Annotated in this window: 11 protein-coding genes; 6 read left to right on the top strand and 5 right to left on the bottom strand. The window is 49.7% G+C overall.

Going from position 1 to position 17,513, the window contains the following annotated elements; genetic code table 11:
- The first annotated feature begins 42 nt into the window (after positions 1–42).
- Both uvrD and KCG54_RS00910 read left to right on the top strand, forming a co-directional pair.
- Positions 43–2,250, top strand: a complete 2,208-nt coding sequence (gene uvrD / locus KCG54_RS00915) for a DNA helicase II (protein ID WP_254324370.1) — start codon at positions 43–45, stop codon at positions 2,248–2,250.
- A 160-nt stretch (positions 2,251–2,410) separates the two neighbouring features.
- Entirely contained in the window at positions 2,411–3,496 is a 1,086-nt protein-coding gene (locus tag KCG54_RS00910; protein WP_254324369.1) for a hypothetical protein, read from the top strand.
- Between the two features lie 154 nt (positions 3,497–3,650).
- Here KCG54_RS00910 and KCG54_RS00905 read toward each other — a convergent pair whose 3' ends face one another.
- From KCG54_RS00905 to polA, 4 genes are all read right to left on the bottom strand, one after another.
- Positions 3,651–4,031 (bottom strand): putative zinc-binding protein, encoded by a 381-nt coding sequence (locus KCG54_RS00905; protein WP_003748129.1) that lies wholly within the window; start codon positions 4,029–4,031, stop codon positions 3,651–3,653.
- A 273-nt stretch (positions 4,032–4,304) separates the two neighbouring features.
- Entirely contained in the window at positions 4,305–7,595 is a 3,291-nt protein-coding gene (locus tag KCG54_RS00900) for a DUF2339 domain-containing protein (RefSeq protein WP_254324368.1), read from the bottom strand.
- A 176-nt stretch (positions 7,596–7,771) separates the two neighbouring features.
- Positions 7,772–9,661: a tetratricopeptide repeat protein gene (locus KCG54_RS00895; RefSeq protein WP_254324367.1), complete on the bottom strand. Its 1,890-nt coding sequence runs from the start codon at positions 9,659–9,661 to the stop codon at positions 7,772–7,774.
- Between the two features lie 45 nt (positions 9,662–9,706).
- Entirely contained in the window at positions 9,707–12,502 is a 2,796-nt protein-coding gene (gene polA / locus KCG54_RS00890) for a DNA polymerase I (RefSeq protein WP_254324366.1), read from the bottom strand.
- Between the two features lie 181 nt (positions 12,503–12,683).
- Between polA and KCG54_RS00885 the strand changes: the two genes are divergently transcribed.
- The 4 genes from KCG54_RS00885 (at position 12,684) to KCG54_RS00870 (ending at position 16,708) form a co-directional block, all read left to right on the top strand.
- A complete protein-coding gene (locus KCG54_RS00885; RefSeq protein WP_063076785.1) occupies positions 12,684–13,184 on the top strand; it encodes a hypothetical protein in 501 nt (166 codons plus the stop codon).
- Positions 13,185–13,237: 53 nt separating this feature from the next.
- The gene (locus tag KCG54_RS00880) at positions 13,238–13,906 is read left to right on the top strand and encodes a PspA/IM30 family protein (RefSeq protein ID WP_254324365.1); all 669 of its coding nucleotides are present in this window, start codon (positions 13,238–13,240) and stop codon (positions 13,904–13,906) included.
- A gap of 211 nt (positions 13,907–14,117) precedes the next feature.
- A complete protein-coding gene (locus KCG54_RS00875) occupies positions 14,118–14,783 on the top strand; it encodes a YqiJ family protein (protein ID WP_254324364.1) in 666 nt (221 codons plus the stop codon).
- 212 nt (positions 14,784–14,995) lie between these two features.
- Positions 14,996–16,708, top strand: a complete 1,713-nt coding sequence (locus tag KCG54_RS00870; RefSeq protein WP_107867966.1) for a flotillin family protein — start codon at positions 14,996–14,998, stop codon at positions 16,706–16,708.
- A 372-nt stretch (positions 16,709–17,080) separates the two neighbouring features.
- Here KCG54_RS00870 and KCG54_RS00865 read toward each other — a convergent pair whose 3' ends face one another.
- Entirely contained in the window at positions 17,081–17,506 is a 426-nt protein-coding gene (locus tag KCG54_RS00865; protein WP_049331696.1) for a F0F1 ATP synthase subunit epsilon, read from the bottom strand.
- Positions 17,507–17,513 lie beyond the last annotated feature (7 nt).

The raw sequence follows: 17,513 nt of genomic DNA, 5'->3' as shown, positions 1-17,513 counted from the left end.
TTTAAAATATCGCATTCCCATTTATTTTCAGACGGCCTCTTCATGTTTCCCAACGAATCCGCCCCCAACCTCCTGCAAGGCTTAAATCCCGAACAACTCTCCGCCGTAACCTGGCCGCCGCAATCCGCCCTCGTTTTGGCAGGCGCAGGCAGCGGCAAAACGCGCGTACTGACCACGCGTATCGCATGGCTTTTGCAAAGCGGACAAGCCAGCGTACACAGCATTATGGCGGTAACGTTTACCAACAAAGCCGCCAAAGAAATGCAAACCCGTTTGGGCGCAATGATTCCAGTCAACGTCCGCGCCATGTGGCTCGGCACGTTCCACGGCCTCTGCCACCGCTTTTTGCGCCTGCACCACCGCGACGCAGGCCTGCCTTCTTCCTTTCAAATCCTCGACAGCGGCGACCAGCTTTCCCTGATCAAACGCCTGCTCAAAAGCCTCAACATCGCCGAAGAAATCATCGCGCCGCGTTCGCTGCAAGGCTTTATCAACGCGCAAAAAGAATCCGGTTTGCGCGCTTCCGTCTTGAGTGCGCCCGATCCGCACACACGCCGCATGATTGAATGTTACGCCGAATACGACAAAATCTGCCAACGCGAAGGCGTGGTCGATTTTGCCGAACTCATGCTCCGCAGCTACGAAATGCTGCAAAACAACGAAATCCTGCGCCAACACTACCAAAACCGCTTCAACCATATTCTGGTCGACGAGTTCCAAGACACCAACAAGCTGCAATACGCGTGGCTGAAACTGATTGCCGGCAACAACGCCGCCGTTTTTGCCGTCGGCGACGACGACCAAAGCATCTACCGATTCCGCGGCGCAAACGTCGGCAATATGACCGCATTGATGGAAGAATTCCACATCGACGCGCCCGTCAAACTCGAACAAAACTACCGCTCCGTCGGTAACATCCTCGCTGCCGCCAACGCCGTCATCGAAAACAACGACGAACGCCTCGGCAAAAACCTGCGCACCGACGCCGAAGCAGGCGACAAAATCCGCTACTACTCCGCCTTTACCGACCTCGAAGAAGCCCAATTCATCGTGGACGAAACCAAAGCCCTCGAGCGCGAAGGCTGGGATTTGGACGAAATCGCCGTCCTCTACCGCAGCAACGCCCAATCGCGCGTCATCGAACAAAGCCTGTTCCGCAGCGGCATCCCCTACAAAATCTACGGCGGCCTGCGCTTTTACGAACGCCAAGAAATCAAACACGCCCTTGCCTACCTGCGCCTTGCCGTCAATCCCGACGACGACAACGCCCTCTTGCGCGTGATTAACTTCCCACCGCGCGGCATCGGCGCACGCACCATCGAAAACCTTCAGACGGCCTCAAACGAACAAGGCATCACCCTTTGGCAGGCAGCCTGCAACGCCGGCGCAAAAGCCACCAAAATCGCCGCCTTCGTCCGCCTGATTGAAGCCCTGCGCAACCAAGTCGGACAAATGCCCCTGCCCGAAATCATCGTCGGCATCCTCAAAGACAGCGGCCTGACCGAACACTACCGAACCCAAAAAGGCGACAACCAAGACCGCCTCGACAACCTCGACGAACTCGTCAACGCCGCCATCGAATTCAAACCCGAAGACAGCAACTTTGAAACCCTGCCTGAAAACATTTCAGACGACCCTGCCTTCCCCATCCTCGCCTTCCTCAGCAACGCCGCCCTCGAATCCGGCGAAAACCAAGCAGGCGCAGGCGAAAAAGCCGTCCAACTGATGACCGTCCACGCCTCCAAAGGCTTGGAATTTAACGCCGTCTTCCTCACCGGCATGGAAGAAGGCCGCTTCCCCAGCGAAATGAGCCTTGCCGAACGCGGCGGCCTCGAAGAAGAACGCCGCCTCATGTACGTCGCCATCACCCGCGCCCGCAAACGCCTCTACATCACCATGGCGCAACAACGCATGCTGCACGGACAAACCCAATTCGGCATCATCTCCCGCTTCGTCGAAGAAATCCCGCCCGAAGTATTGCACTACCTGTCCGTCAAAAAACCCGCCTACGACAGCTACGGCAACACGCGCCAAACCGCCGCCCCAAAAGACAAAATCATCGACGATTACAAACAGCCGCAAACCTACGCAGGCTTCCGTATCGGCCAAAACGTCCGCCACGCCAAATTCGGCACCGGCGTCATCATCGATGCCGTGGACAAAGGCGAATCCGCCCGACTGACCATCAACTTCGGCAAACAGGGCGTAAAAGAGCTGGACACCAAGTTTGCGAAACTGGAAGAGATGTAGAAATTAGAAAGCTTGGAATGATAAAGGCCGTCTGAAAATATCCGTTATTATTCTTACATAAATGCATTAGAACCTTTGTACATCGTAGTCAATTGAATAAATAATTGGATTCTTAATTTAAATTTAGAAAAATGAATCAGCAGAAATAGAAAGGGAAAAAATGGGATTTTTTAGTGAATTGCGTGATGATTTGATGCAGGTTGAGCATAAAATTGCTCTAATAGATAAGTCGAAACTGTCAGAGCAAGAGCACGAACAGTATGAGTTGATTTCGACAGTAGTTTTGTCCATGATTCAGAATCCTGCGTTATGGGAAGACGGTTGTTTATTCAATATACGGTACATAGGTGATAATTTTAAAAGCCAAATTCAAAGTTTACAGAACAATATTTCGAAGAAAGAACTTATAAACATCCATGATTCCATGGTTAGGTTTTTAGTTGAACTTGATTTGAGCTATGGACCAGGAGGGCTCAATTTTTTGAGGATTGATTCATTAGGAAAAGTAATAATACCTTTAAAGGAAAAAATATATTACTCTCGAAGTGAATATGCAAATCAGATTAACTATGCTTTTTACAAAATGCCAATAGATATACTGTGTTCTTATATGGGCAACAAGGGCTTTAAGACATTTTTTGAATTTGATGAAAAAAAGGAAGCTATAGAAAAATCGATTTCAAAATATCAGGATGAAGTCAATAAAAAAATAGTTAAAGTTCAGGAAAAAATAGTAGAAGTAAATGCGCTTGAAGAAAAATTGGAAAAATACAAAACAGCTTTCAACTTTGTCGGCTTGTCCCAAGGCTTTGAAAATCTATTGAAACAAAAAAACAAAGCCAAAACAAAAACTTTTCGGTTGTTGAGTGGTTTAGCAATAGTTACAATTCTACCTTTAGGCTTCAGCTTCTGCAAAAAACTTATGGCAGATGTAGATATTTCTTGGCAATCCATGTTGTCCGTTATTGGCTTGGAATTTGTTTTAATCTATTTCTTTAGAGTGGTTTTAAACCATTACCATTCGTTACAGACCCAAATCATGCAGTTGGAACTACGGCAGTCATTGTGCCAATTTATCCAAAACTATGCCGATTATGCGAAAAAAATCAAAACTGATGATAAAGACGCGTTGGAAAAATTTGAAAATCTGATTTTCAGCAGTATTTTATCTAATCCTGATAAAGTGCCGGGTACATTCGACGGCGTGGAAGGATTAACGTCTTTACTGAAAGAGTTGAAGAAATAAAATTAATTAAAGGCCGTCTGAAAACTAAATGGGTTTTCAGACGGCCTAAAATCTTTATTGTCTCACGTTCCAAATCATGTATATGTAAAACTTACAGTCCCATGGATTAGATTCTCAACCGATATTCTGGGGACAATCAGGCAAATGAAGATCGTTAACTGCTCAATACATCGCCCTTCTTCGTCAAAACATATTGATAAACTTCTTCTACCGTAGCCTCGTCATAGCTTTTGCCAAAGCGTTTTTTGTAGCCCAGTTCGTATAGTTTTACATGATGCCCTTCCGGGATTTCAACGCCCACATTTTCCAAACACGATTTGGCGCAATGCAGATGACAGCCGTCAATAACCAACATCGGCCGTCCGGACTGCGCTTTGCGCACCAACGGCGCGACTTTGCCGCCCACGCCGGAAATGCACGACATTTCAAATTCTCCGGCATGGTCGAGCGCTACGGCAGTGTTGTTGGCCAGCTGCGCCACATCGGAACATCCGGAACAAGAATAAATCAAGGGAAGCTCATTGCGGTTAGGCATTTTCTATTTCCTTCGGTAGCGGTTTTTATCTTTATGTGTCCGCCCATGGTCAGTCTGTCGGGCGCATCATGCGTGGTATGCGGATATTCGGGTTGCACCCGTTTTCTTTTTTCAGACGGCCTACGGCGTATCCATTTATATATTAAAAGGCATCATAACTCAATACGATTAGACATTCCAGAACAAAGCAGATGCTACCTTCTAAAAAATAAAGGCTGTCTGAAAACAGATAACGCTGCTTTTTCAGACGGCCTTTTTATTTGAAGTTAATGATTAGGCTTTGTGTTCGCCATCATTCTCTGCTTTGGGCGGGACGGGGGCAAACCAGCCGACCAGAAGCAGCAGCAGGCCGACGATGATGAAGGAAACGATGCGCGCGATACCGCCGCTGTTGGAAAGCTCGATCAGGAAGAGTTTGACGACTACGATGCCCATCAGCGTCGCGCCTGTCATCCAGTAGGAACGCTGTTTGCGGCGGTTGCCGAGTACCATCAAGATGATGGCGGTTACTGCCCAAACGACGGAGAGGCTGGCTTGCAGGCCGAAGGATTGGAGCATGATGTCGAGACGCCAAGTGATGCCGTCGTAGAAATGCCATACGCGCATCACGCCTGCGCTGATCAGCATAAATGCCAAGGCGGCAACTGTGGTTGCCGTGGTACGGCGAAGGTCGGGCGACAAGGCGTTGGGCAGGGATTTCAGGGCAAACCAAAGCATACCGGCGCAGGCGAGTTCCAATGGGTTAAGCACGGGAATATACGGCAACGGCGAAGGTTGGAACGGCGTGGAGAAGTTGGTCCACAGCATCCAACAGGCGGCGGCAAGGGCGCACAACGGCATAGCAAAATGTTGATAAATGGTTTGATGCCGTCTGAAAAATTCGCGTTGGCGCTGCGTATGGAAAACAATCCACATCGCCAAAGGTACAACCAGCCATGAAAGCTGCGCCCAAACGCCGGAGAGGAGGCCGCCGACATACAGCGCCGTCCAAAGCGTCCAAAGTACGCCGAGTATCGTGATATTGAGTTTGTGTAACCAAATCAGATCATGGCGCGGATAGTTGTTCAGAATGATGAAGTTCAACACGGTGGCTGCGGCAAGCGGCAAGGCTGCGGCGGCTGTCCATGCGTGTTCGGTATGGTAGAAGACGAAATGCATGGCAAACACGGGCAGGAATGCCAAGTTTGCCTGCAACAGCTCTTCCCATTTCAAACGTTTGGCAAACAGCAGCAGGCCGGCAAATATCGGCCACATCCACAACTCAATAAACAGGGTTTCCTCGCCTGTCCATTGCATATAGAGGGCATAGCTGCCTGTCGCCAACGCAGTAAGCAGGATGATCCAGCCTGAAACCTGCGCAAAGTAAACCTCGTTTCCTTCCAGCTTTTCGCTTGCAACCGGCACGCGCGGATATTGCAGCGCGTAGGCAGCCGCAAACAGCAAAGGCGTAGCGGCAATAAGGTACAGATGGGTCAGGAAACCTTTGGATTCATAAATGATGCTGCTTTGCAGCAACAGGGCGAACAATACATTGCCCAAGACAAAAGTGATAAACACATTCGGCTCATGTTTGCGCCGGCAGAATGCCCACGCCGCTGCCAAAGCGGAAAGAGCGACAATGCTGCCTTGGTCGGCCAAGAAAAGCAAAGGCAAAATAGAGATGTACAGCAAGGCGGCAGACAACACGGCCGTCTGAACGGATTTTTCCCATTGCGCCGAACCTTCGCGACGCGAGAAATTCCACAATAAATAAATCGCCGCTCCGCCAAGCAGCACCACAACCGTTGTAAACCACTGCCCTTCCAGAACGGTATCCGTGCCGAAGTTCTGATAATTGCCCAGCTGAATCAGTGCCGCCAAGAGATAAACCATCAGCGCACCCAAACGGATATGCGGACGCTGTTGGCGCAAACCGAAGAAATAAACCAGTGCGGATTCGGCACTCCACAAAATAACCGTATTGCTCGGTTCAAAATAAAGCGGAACGGCAATCGTGAGGAACAACACCGCCAACGCAAAAAACGCCTGACGCAAAATATACAAACCCTGATGACGTTTCAGCAGCAGCGTGGCCAGTCCGTAAACAGCGGCAAAACCCAATGCGGAAAGCGCATCCGCAGACGGCCAATGCTCCACCATGCGGTATTGCAGGCCGAACGCCGCTGCCATCGTACCAAACAATAAAGTATGGTCGAGGACATGCACGCGCAGGCCGTGTGTATAAATACTCTTGCCGATTTCTTCCAAAGTCGCATTGTCGGCAATCGGCGTAACGCTGTCTTCGCTGTTTTCCGTCAACTTACGGCGTGCGAACAGATACGCGATAAAGGTATAAAGCAGCCAGTGGTAAATCAAGAAAGGCTCGGTAGTGGCAAAATGTTGCGGCGTATAACTTCGCATGCCCCACAGCGCAGCAATGGCAAAAGTAGCGACAAAACCCGTCAGGTTCAGCGGACGCCATGCCTTAAACCACGCAATCGCGGCCACACCGCCATTGAGCAGGGCAAGATAAGAAAACAGCACCAAATAATTGCCGCTGCCGTCTGAAGTCAGCAAAGGCGCGGCCATACCGCCGATTAAAGCAACCTGCGCCATAATCTGCGCATTCTGCCTTACCGCCAGCCACGCCATCAGCACAACCATCGCCACCATCAACCCGAACACGACCGACACAGGCAACAGCGGATGCAGTTTCAACGCCGCCAACGCCGTCAAATACATTACCGCCACACCGAAACCCTGCAACACCAAGCCATATTCACGCTTACGGCTTTGTAGTTTCCAGCCGCCGACCACCGCCGCCAAGCCCGCGCCTGCCACAGTCAAATAACGCAACTCTACCGGCACATGAACCCGCTCGGAGGCATAGCGCAGCAAAAACGCCAAGCCGAGGAACAACACCACAATACCGGTTTTCAACAACGGATTACCGCGCAAGAACCAAGCGACAATCGGATTGTCGGAAAACTTGTACTCTCCGCCTTCCGCCTGTTCTTTATGGATAACGAATTGACGCGATGGCGCTTCTTCGCTTTCAGACGGCATCGAAGCAACAACAGCCTCTTCCTTAGGCAGCTCTTCTTTTTCAGCAGCAACCGGAGCAACCGCTTCAATAACTTCCGATTCCACAACAGGCTCAGGCGAAGCAGAAGCCTTGGCAGAAACAGGATCAATAGGTATAGAAAAAGAAGGAGCAAACGACTCTTCAATCTTCTGCTTAACAGGCGCAGCTTCCGCCTCAGGCTCAACCCGAACATAAAGCGGCTCGGAGGCCGTCTGAACATCGGCAACAGGCCGAGCCTCAAACCCCTGCCCTACTTTCGCCTCATCACGGACAGCCTCATGCTCCAACACCGACAAACGCTGTTTCAGCAGTTCGATTTCCTGCTCCAGCTTTTGCATCCTGTCGCCTGCAGTAGCAGATTCAGCCAAACGCTCTTCTTGACGCTGTTTCGCAATCGACCAAGCAACCAGCCAAAACAACGACCCAATAATAACGCCCTTGGCCATCTCATCAAGAAAATAGCCGATCATAATAGGAATAAGCAGGCCGAAAAACTGCATGAAACACCTGTTTGATAACAATAAGAATATGCCGATTGTAACACCGGCAACATTATTCATGAAAAAAAGAGACAAAATGCCGAGAATAGAAGCATACGGCGAATAGAATGTAGAGAATCGGAATAGAAAAAGGCCGTCTGAAAATGTTTAGAGATTTTCAGACGGCCTGAGATTGATTAATCCTTCTTAATCGGCGGATTGGCATTAATCGGCAACGACGAGCGGGAAACTTTAACGTTTGGATAATGCTTGCGCATTAAGTGCTGAAACACTTCAGCCTTGCGATGATTTCCACTCTTTTCGTAATTCGTCCCCAAAATTACCTCGTCCACCATATCACGTACATCGGCATAAGGCAGATAGATAGATTGCGTAATATTGCAATATTCGATTTTGTCCGAACCGATTTGTTCGATTTTCAGCAGGCGAAACTCTTCTTCATCACGGAAAGCAAAATCTTTAAACAGATAGCGGATATATTCCAAAGCTTTTCTGTCTTCATCATCGATTTTAGCTTTGCCCTTGAAAGTTTTAATTAACTGCTTCAATGCTTCTTCAAGCTTACCGATACGACACTCATGCCAACCCTTATTTCCAAAGTATTTTAAACGGATGCCAAATTTTGAGTTATTTTTATTCTGCAACCATATACTGCATTTTTCTTTAGCAATATATTCATCTTGATAAGCGATATAAGCTACCTGATAAAGCGGTAGGTTTTCATCTTCTGAATCCGCTCCATCTGCCTCTACTGATTCTTCAAAATCTTCATTTAGCTTATCTGTAAAACTTCCGAACGAAGCAGAAATATTAGGATCTTTCAACCAATCCTCGCTTTTATTAAATACCAAGCAGCAGCCCGATGCTTCCACGCCATTTTCTTTGCCATACAGACGGAACTGATTCAAGTCGTTTACGCGACTGGAAAAACAGGTAAAGAAAGCATTATAGACAGGGCAATCAGCCTTGTTTTCCAATTCCAAATCCTGCAGATTCAACAACTCCAATAGCCCTTCCCCTTCAGTCGGGTCGTTCATATAAGTGGAACTACCGATTCTCATCGGACTAACCTTGCTACTGTCAACAGGATAGTTATCATCGGTTTTATCATTAGTTTTATCAATGACAATGCCGAATAATCTTTCGCATACTGAAGGTGAAGTGTAATGGGCAAGAGGAGTTGATTCTAATTCCATAGGTATGATATTTAAAACTGCCAGAATAGTAGTGATAGCCTTTACTAAGTCCCCTTCTTGAGTTTGAAATAAATCTCGTTGTATTTTCTGTTCTTTCCATTCGAAATATCTGCCCCATCTTTCTTGAACTGATGATAGTAATTTCTTAGAAAGCTCCAGTCGCTGTTGACAATGTTTATCGTTCTGTTCAAGCTCAGCTGCCACTTCAGTTTCGACCTTTAGGGCCTGCTGAAAATAACAAATGCCTAGTATAGATTCGGCTTCGTTCTGTTTCTGAATGCTGTTTTTTCCCTTCAACTGTTTAGCAAGATACAAATACTGTTGAAAATGCTCAATAGCCTGCCTAAACAACTCATCCGCAGCATTACCTTTGGCTTGTATTGTCTGTATTAAATGGCAAAAACCTAGCCAAGATTGAGCATTGATTTGTTCCTGAATACTGTTTGTGCCTTTCAACTTTTCGGCAAATTCCAACGATTGCTGGAAATGCTCAACTGCCTGTACAAATAACTGTTCCGAATCCTTGCCTCTAACTTTCATCGCTTGCTTTAAATAGCAATGACCTAACCAATGTTGGGCATGGTTTTGTTCTTGAAAGCTGTTTTGTTCATCTACCAGCTGTTTGGCAAGCAATAATTGCTGGTGGAAATGCTCAACTGCCTGTACAAATAACTGTTCCGAATCCTTGCCTTCGGCTTTCATCGCCTGCTCTAAATAGCAACGGCCTAGCCAATGTTGTGCATTGATCAGAATCTTGCTCTTTTTATCTTCAATCCCATCTAAAGCCTGATTCAGCCTCTCAATCGCTTCGTCAAATTTTTTGTTATTGAATAACTCTATGCCTTCATTAATTAAATCTTGAACATTCATTATCTTATCCCTTTCTCCAAACAATCTCTTAAACGCCATACCATCTCAATGTGCCTCTTCCCAATTCATCCCCACGCCCACTTCTGCTACCAGCGGCACGTTCAACATCCCTTCGTCCACTTTCGCCATAATCTGCGGCAGTTTTTCTTTGACTAAATCCAGCTCGGCTTCAGGTACTTCCAACACCAATTCGTCATGTACCTGCATAATCAGTTTGGTTTTCAGGCCATCGGAATCCAACCAGTGGGATACGTCTATCATGGCGCGTTTGATGAGGTCGGACGCGGTGCCCTGCATAGGGGCATTGATGGCGGCGCGTTCGGCTCCGGCGCGGGCGTTGGCGTTTTTGTTATGGATGTCGGGCAGGTAGAGGCGGCGGCCGAACAGGGTTTCGACGAAGCCTTGCGCGGCGGCTTGTTCTTTGGTGCGCTGCATGTATTCGGCGACGCCGGGATAGCGGGCGAAGTAGCGGTCGATAAAGTTTTTGGCGGAGATGTTGTCGATGCCCAATGATTTGGCGAGGCCGTATTGGCCCATGCCGTAAATCAGGCCGAAGTTGATGGTTTTGGCGTAGCGGCGTTGTTCGGACGAGACGTTTTCGGGGGCGATGCCGAATACTTCGGCGGCGGTGCGGCGGTGTACGTCTTCGCCGTTTTGGAATGCGGTAATCAGGGTTTTGTCGCCGGAGAGATGTGCCATGATGCGCAGCTCGATTTGGGAATAGTCGGCGGAAACGATGACGCTGCCTTGCGGTGCGGTGAAGGCGCGGCGCACGCGGCGGCCTTCTGCGGTGCGGATGGGGATGTTTTGCAGGTTGGGGTTGTTGCTGGCGAGGCGGCCGGTAATGGCGACGGCTTGGGCGTAGGTGGTATGCACGCGGCCGTCTTTGGGGGAAATCATTTCGGGTAGTTTGTCGGTGTAGGTGGATTTGAGTTTTGCCAGGCTGCGGTTTTGCAGGATGATTTTGGGCAGGGGGTAGTCGGGCGCAAGCTGTTCGAGCACGGCTTCGTTGGTGGAAATGCCGCCTTTGGCGGTTTTTTTCAGGCCTTTGGTGGGGATGCCCATTTTGTCGAACAGGATTTCTTGAAGCTGTTTGGGCGAGTTGAGGTTAAACGGCTGGCCTGCGGCGGCGTAGGCTTCCTGTTCGAGCTTCATCAGCTCGGCGCCGAGTTCCGCGCTTTGGCGGGCGAGTTCGGCGCGGTCGATTTGCACGCCGTTGCGTTCCATTTCAAACAATACTTGCGCGACGGGCAGCTCCATTTTTTCATACATTTCAAGCTGTTTGGCGTCCATTTGCGCGCGCAGGTGCGCTTCGAGGCGCAGGGCGAAATCGGCGTCTTGGGCGGCGTATTCGGTCGCCTGCTCAATGGCGACGTCGGCAAAACCAATTTGCTTCGCGCCTTTGCCGCACAGCGATTCGTAGGTAATGGTTTCCAAGCCCAGCCAGCGTTCGGACAATTCGTCCAAACCGTGTCCGAGATGGCTCTCGATGATGTAGGAAGCGAGCATGGCGTCGCCGGCAATGCCGTTCAGGGCGATGCTGTAGTTGGCGAAAACGTGTTGGTCGTATTTGAGGTTTTGCCCGATTTTTTTCAGGGCGGGGTTTTCCAAATGCGGTTTCAGACGGCCTAATACGTCTTGTAAATCAATCTGTTCCGGCGCAGCAGTCAGGCTGTGTCCTACGGGGATGTAAACCGCTTCGCCTGCTTGGAACGCGATGCTGATGCCGACCAGCGCGGCGTTCATCGCGTCTAGGGACGTGGTTTCCGTATCAATACCGATTTTGTCCGCTTGCGACAGTTTGTCCAACAAGGCGGCAAACTGCGCTTCGGTGGTAATGGCTTGATAATCCAGTTTCTCAGGAGCTGGGGCGAGTTCGGGCTGTTTTTCAGGCTGTGTTTCTATCGCCAATGCGGCTTGTTCACCAATATGCTCGCTGCCGAACAAATCAGTGTTTTGCGCTTCGTGCATACGGCTTTCCGCCTCTTTCAGCCAAGTGCGGAAGCCCCAGCGTTTGAAATCGACAACCAGCTGCGCCCATTTAGGCGTAGTGCGGCGCAGGCTTTCGAGGCCGTCTGAAAGCTCGGTGTGCAAATCCAAATCGGTTTTAATCGTTACCAAATCATACGACAGCGGCAGTTGTTCCAAAGCGGCTTGCAGGTTTTCGCCCACCTTGCCTTTGACTTCGCCAGCGTGTTCCATCACGCCTGCCAGCGAGCCATAGGCTTCCAACCACTTCACCGCGGTTTTCGGGCCGCACTTTTCCACGCCCGGCACGTTGTCCACCTTGTCGCCCATCAGCGCGAGATAATCGCGAATTTGGTCGGGACGCACGCCGAATTTTTCCTTCACGCCTTCAATGTCCAGCGTTTCACCGCTCATCGTGTTCACCAGCGTCACGCGCTCGTTCACCAACTGCGCCATATCCTTATCGCCGGTGGACACCACCACATTCCAACCTGCTTCGCCGGCCATCGCCGCCAAAGTGCCGATAACGTCATCCGCTTCCACCTGCGGAATCACCAGCACCGGCCAGCCCATCAGCCGCACCAAATCCGGCAAAGCTTCCGCCTGCGGGCGCAAATCGTCCGGCATCGGCGGGCGTGTCGCCTTATAGTCGGGGAACATCTCGTGGCGGAAATTCTTACCCTTCGCATCAAACACCACCGCGCAATAGTCGTGCACATAATCCGCCCGCAGGCGGCGCAGCATGTTCAACACGCCATACATCGCCCCCGTCGGCGCACCGTCGGGCGCAGACAAATTCTGCCCCATAGCATGATAGGCACGGTAAAGATAGGAAGAGCCGTCAACGAGAAGGAGTGTGGGTTTGTTGGACATGGAGAACCTGCTGTGTATATGAAAATAATGTACGGATTATAAAGGAAAAGGCCGTCTGAAAACCGAAAATCAGGTTTCAGACGGCCTGATGTTTACATAAATATACGGTTTCAGGTATTGCGCCTCAGAATCCCATCTTGTATATTTGTATTCAAATGAATACAAACAAAATCAAACGAATATGAATGCAACGAACCGTATCCCAATTAGTGTGCGTATCACTCAGGAAGATGCTGATTTTATTGCCGAACTAAAAATCGAAGGTGCGAATACGCCGTCTGAAAAAATCCGCGAATTGCTCAAGCTGGCTCGCTTGGCGCATACGCAGACACGCGATTACGGCTCCGCACTGACAGCGCAGGAGCAATTTTTCCAAGCGGCAAAACACGAAATCTTGCACGCTGAGAAACAGGCCGGAGTGCATTCGCATATCGTGGCGAGGTTGTTTGAACAACTGCCTGACTTAGGCGCAACACTCGCCGCCGACCTGCCCGAAGAAGCCGACCTCGACGATTTGAAAAAATACGAGCGCGAACTGATGTGGCGCATCGTCCGTCTGACTGACAGCATCCTGCAACTCGCCGTAACCGGCAAAGGCGCGGCATACGACGATACCGTGTTGCAACAGCTTGAAAACACTTTGAAACTGGCAAAGATTGTGCAGCAGGCAAATGAAGTTTAAGGCTGCCGCCATACCAAATGAAACAAACACATTTTAGTGAAAGGAAAATCCAAATGAGCGAAACCCTATCCCGCCGAGTAGGCCGTCTGGTAAGCGGCGGTTTTCATGCCCTGATTGATGCGGCGGAAAACCTTGCGCCTGAAGCGGTCATGAACGAAAGCATCCGCGAAATTGAGCGCGCAGTAGATGAAGTGCGTGCCGAATTGGGCAAAGTGTTGGCGCAGAAACACCTTGCCGCCAAGAAAATGGCCGATGAAAGCAACCGCCACGAGGCCATCGATGCCAATCTGCAAGCTGCCGTAAATGCCGGTCGCGATGATCTTGCCGAAGCGGGTATCGCCGAGCAGATGGACATCGAAGCTCGTCTGCCTGTTTTGGAAAACACCATTGCCGATTGTGCCGCACAAGAAAAAGAGCTCGAAGGCTTTATCGTTGCCCTGCAGGCGAAAAAACGCGAGATGCAGCAGCAGTTGCAAGACTGGCGTGCCGCACAGCAAAGCATGGGCACAGGAAAAACAGTCGGCGGCAACGGCAGCGACCTCAACCGCATTGCCCGTGATGCCGAAAAAAGCGGCAATGCCTTCGACCGTGTGATGGGTCGCCAAAACTCGGTACACAGCAGCACCGATGCGGCGCAGTTGGCCAAGCTGAAAGAACTGGAAGACTTAAGCCGCAACAACCGCATTGCCGAAAGATTGGCGGCATTGAAAGCGAAATCATAAGCCATATTGAGAAAATCGCAGTTTCAGACGGCCTCTATCTTCACGGAGCCGTCTGAAAAAAGAAAACCATACACACCTCAATAACAAAAGATGACGGATTGGGAAAAATCCTGTCAGTTACGACAAATTAATAAAAACCCATATCCAATCTGCTTAACTTTAAAATAAAATATATGCTGTCTGAAAATTAAAAAGAATAAGGAAATGCAATATGTGGAATCTAATCAACGCCCCCGAAACTGAAATCTTCGGCATTGCCATTGCGCTGATGGTTTTGCTCGGTGTGTTGGAAGTCATTTCCATGCTGGCAGGCGGTATCAGCGACTGGTTGGACAACCTGTTGCCAGACAGCCTGACCGAAACTGCACACGCCGAGGTAGGATTGGATGTGGCGGATGCAGGCATATTCGTGCGTTTCCTGAGCTGGCTGTATGTCGGACGTATCCCGGTATTGATGTTGATGGTGGTGTTTCTTGCCGTATACGGACTGACGGGTTATCTGTTTCAGACGGCCTTTGCCACTGTATTCGGCAGTTATCTGAATGGCACGCTGGCAGCAGTCATCGTTTGGTTTCTTTCCCTGCCCTTGGTGCGCGTAACAGCTAGCGGTTTGTACAAAATTATGCCGAAAGATGAAACCACGGCCGTTTCTCAGGAAAGTTTAATCGGGCGCGTCGGCACGGTGGTGTTGGGCGAAGCTCGGCTAGGCAATGCGGCGCAGGCGCGCGTAAAAGATGCTTACGGCCAACAGCATTATGTGATGGTAGAGCCTGACTCTGAAGATGTATTGAAACAAGGCGATGCGGTATTGCTGGTGTCGTTGGATGGAAATACATTTAAAGCGATTTTGAATCCGAGCGGCAGCTTGGTAGATTAAGGCCGTCTGAAACCGCTGATTTATCGATACGGTAAAAATAGATACTTTACCGCCCTATCCTCACCATCTAGAAATCCGAAATAACAATATAGAAAAACAACCACTCTATTATTTCAACCCATATTTTTAACCCTTTCAGACGGCTTCCTTCCTTCAAAGCTTTCTGAATCCACCGCCCCCAAAGGCATATTAACAAGAAGAAAGGAAAAACCATGAATTTGGTCTCCATCGGCACTATCGCCGGCGTCATACTCGTCGCGCTGTTTGTACTCGGCCTCATCCTGACCCGTCTGTATCGCCGTGCCAGCAAAGAAGTTTCATTTGTCCGCACCGGTTTTGGTGGCGAAAAAGTCATTATGAACGGCGGTGCGATGGTGCTGCCCGTATTGCACGAAATTATCCCCGTCAACATGAATACACTGCGCCTTGAAGTGCGCCGCGCTGCCCAACAAGCGCTGATTACCCGCGACCGTATGCGCGTTGACGTGATGGCTGAATTTTACGTCCGCGTTAAACCCAGCGCCGAGAGCATTGCGACCGCCGCACAAACGCTGGGTATGAAAACCATGTCTCCCGATGAGCTGAAAGACCTCGTCGAAGGTAAATTCGTTGACGCCCTGCGTGCTGTTGCCGCCGAAATGGCGATGGAAGAGCTGCATGAAAAACGTGTTGATTTCGTTCAGAAAGTACAACAAGTCGTGAGTGAAGACCTATTCAAAAACGGTCTCGAACTCGAAACCGTTTCCCTGACCGGCCTCGACCAAACCAGCTTTGAGTTCTTTAACCCGCAAAACGCCTTTGACGCGGAAGGTTTGACCAAACTGACCGAAACCATCGAAGGCCGCCGCAAAAAACGTAACGAAATCGAACAAGACACCGACTTGGCAATCAAAACCAAAAACCTCGAAGCCGAGCAGCAACGACTGAAAATCTCGCGCGAAGAAGAATACGCCAAACTCGAACAAGAGCGTGAAATTGCCGTCCGCCGCGCCGAACAAGAGGCCAGCATTGCCGAACAAGAATCTCAGAAAAAACGTGAAGCGGAAGAAGCTAAAATTGCCGCCGAACGCGAAGTAGATCTGAAACGTATTGCCGCCGAACGCGACATTAAAAACGAAGACATTAGAAAAGCCCAAGCCGTTGAACAGGCAGAGGTTGAGCGCCGCAAAGCCATCGAGTTGGCCGAACAAGACCGCGCCATCGCCGTTGCCGAAAAATCACGCGCCGAATCCGAAGCCAAAGCCGAAGCCGACAAAGCCCGCGCAGCCGCCGTTCGCGAAGAAGAGAGCGTGATTACCGTACGCGAAACCGAACGTGCCGAGCGTGCCAAAGCGGTTGAATTGATTGCCGCCGAAGAAGCCGCGCAAAAAGATGCGATTTCGCTCACTGTCGCCGCCGAAGCCGAAAAACAAGCTGCACAAGACCGAGCTGAAGCCGTGCGTATCGCCGCCGAAGCCGAAGCCGAGAAACAACGCCTTCAAGCCAAAGGTGAAGCCGATGCCAAGATTCTGTTGGCGCAAGCGCAAGAGCAACAATATAAAGTTGATGCCGAAGGTACCCGCGCCGTCAACGAAGCCGCCAACGTGCTGAGCGTCGAGCAAGTCGAAATGCAAGTCCGCCTTGCCCTCTTGAAACACCTGCCTGACATCATCCGCGAATCCGTCCGCCCAATGGAAAAAATCGAAGACATCAAGATTTTGCAAGTCAATGGTCTGGGTGGCTTTGCCGGTGGTGCAAACGGCGCGGAAGGTGCTTCAGACGGCCAAACCACACAAGCCAGCCTTGCAGACCAAATGGTCAACAGCGCCCTGCGCTACCGCAGCCAAGCCCCGTTGGTTGACGGTCTCTTGAAGGAGTTGGGACTAAATGGTGGCGACATCAACGGTCTGACCCAAGGACTGGATAAAACCATCGACCAATCATAAACGAATGCCGTAATAATGATTTAAAGGCCGTCTGAAAAGTTTCAGACGGCCTTTTGTTTATACAAGAGCTTCCGCAAATTCTAATATTTTCAATACTGATCAATTCAGATCTGTTGCGGTTGCAATAAATTAGGAATTATCCACCCTGCTTTTTGTGGTTAAAAAAGATTGAGTGGGCCATTCTTAGCCAAATAACAAGACTAACTACTTTGAAAATGATTCGCCAACAATTGAGTCATAAAAACTGATTCTACCGTTTCGATTTCAAGCTTGCCATCTACTCGTCTATCGGTATTTTAATATCAAGCTACTTATCTTCGCGAAAATAAAAAAGCACAACATTTCGTTGTGCTTTTTCTTAATGAACCCACATTACTTGTTTTTTTGCGAACGAAGGTAGTCCAAAGTTTTCAGCTGGGCAATGGCTGCTGCCAATGCTTTGTGCGCTTCGGCCAGAGATTTATCATCTTTGGCTGCAGAAACACCTGCCTCGGCTGCTTTTTTAGCTGCTTCAGCACGCGCCTGATCCATTTCTGTACTGCGAACGGCAACGTCTGCCAATACAGTAATCTTATCAGGCTGTACTTCTAAAACGCCACCGGAAACGGCAACCAGCACTTCTTCAGCTTCACCCGGAACAGTCAAACGCAATGCGCCGGGGCGTACCAAACTCATAATCGGCTCGTGTCGTGGATAAATACCAAGCTCACCTTGAACGGTAGGAACCACCACAAAGCTGGCCTCACCCGAATAGATGTTTTGCTCGCTACTAACCACTTCAACTTGCATGGTGCTCATGCCGGCC

Source organism: Neisseria subflava, from assembly GCF_024205705.1.
Lineage (GTDB): Bacteria > Pseudomonadota > Gammaproteobacteria > Burkholderiales > Neisseriaceae > Neisseria > Neisseria subflava_D.
This window is presented reverse-complemented; position numbering and strand designations above follow the sequence as displayed.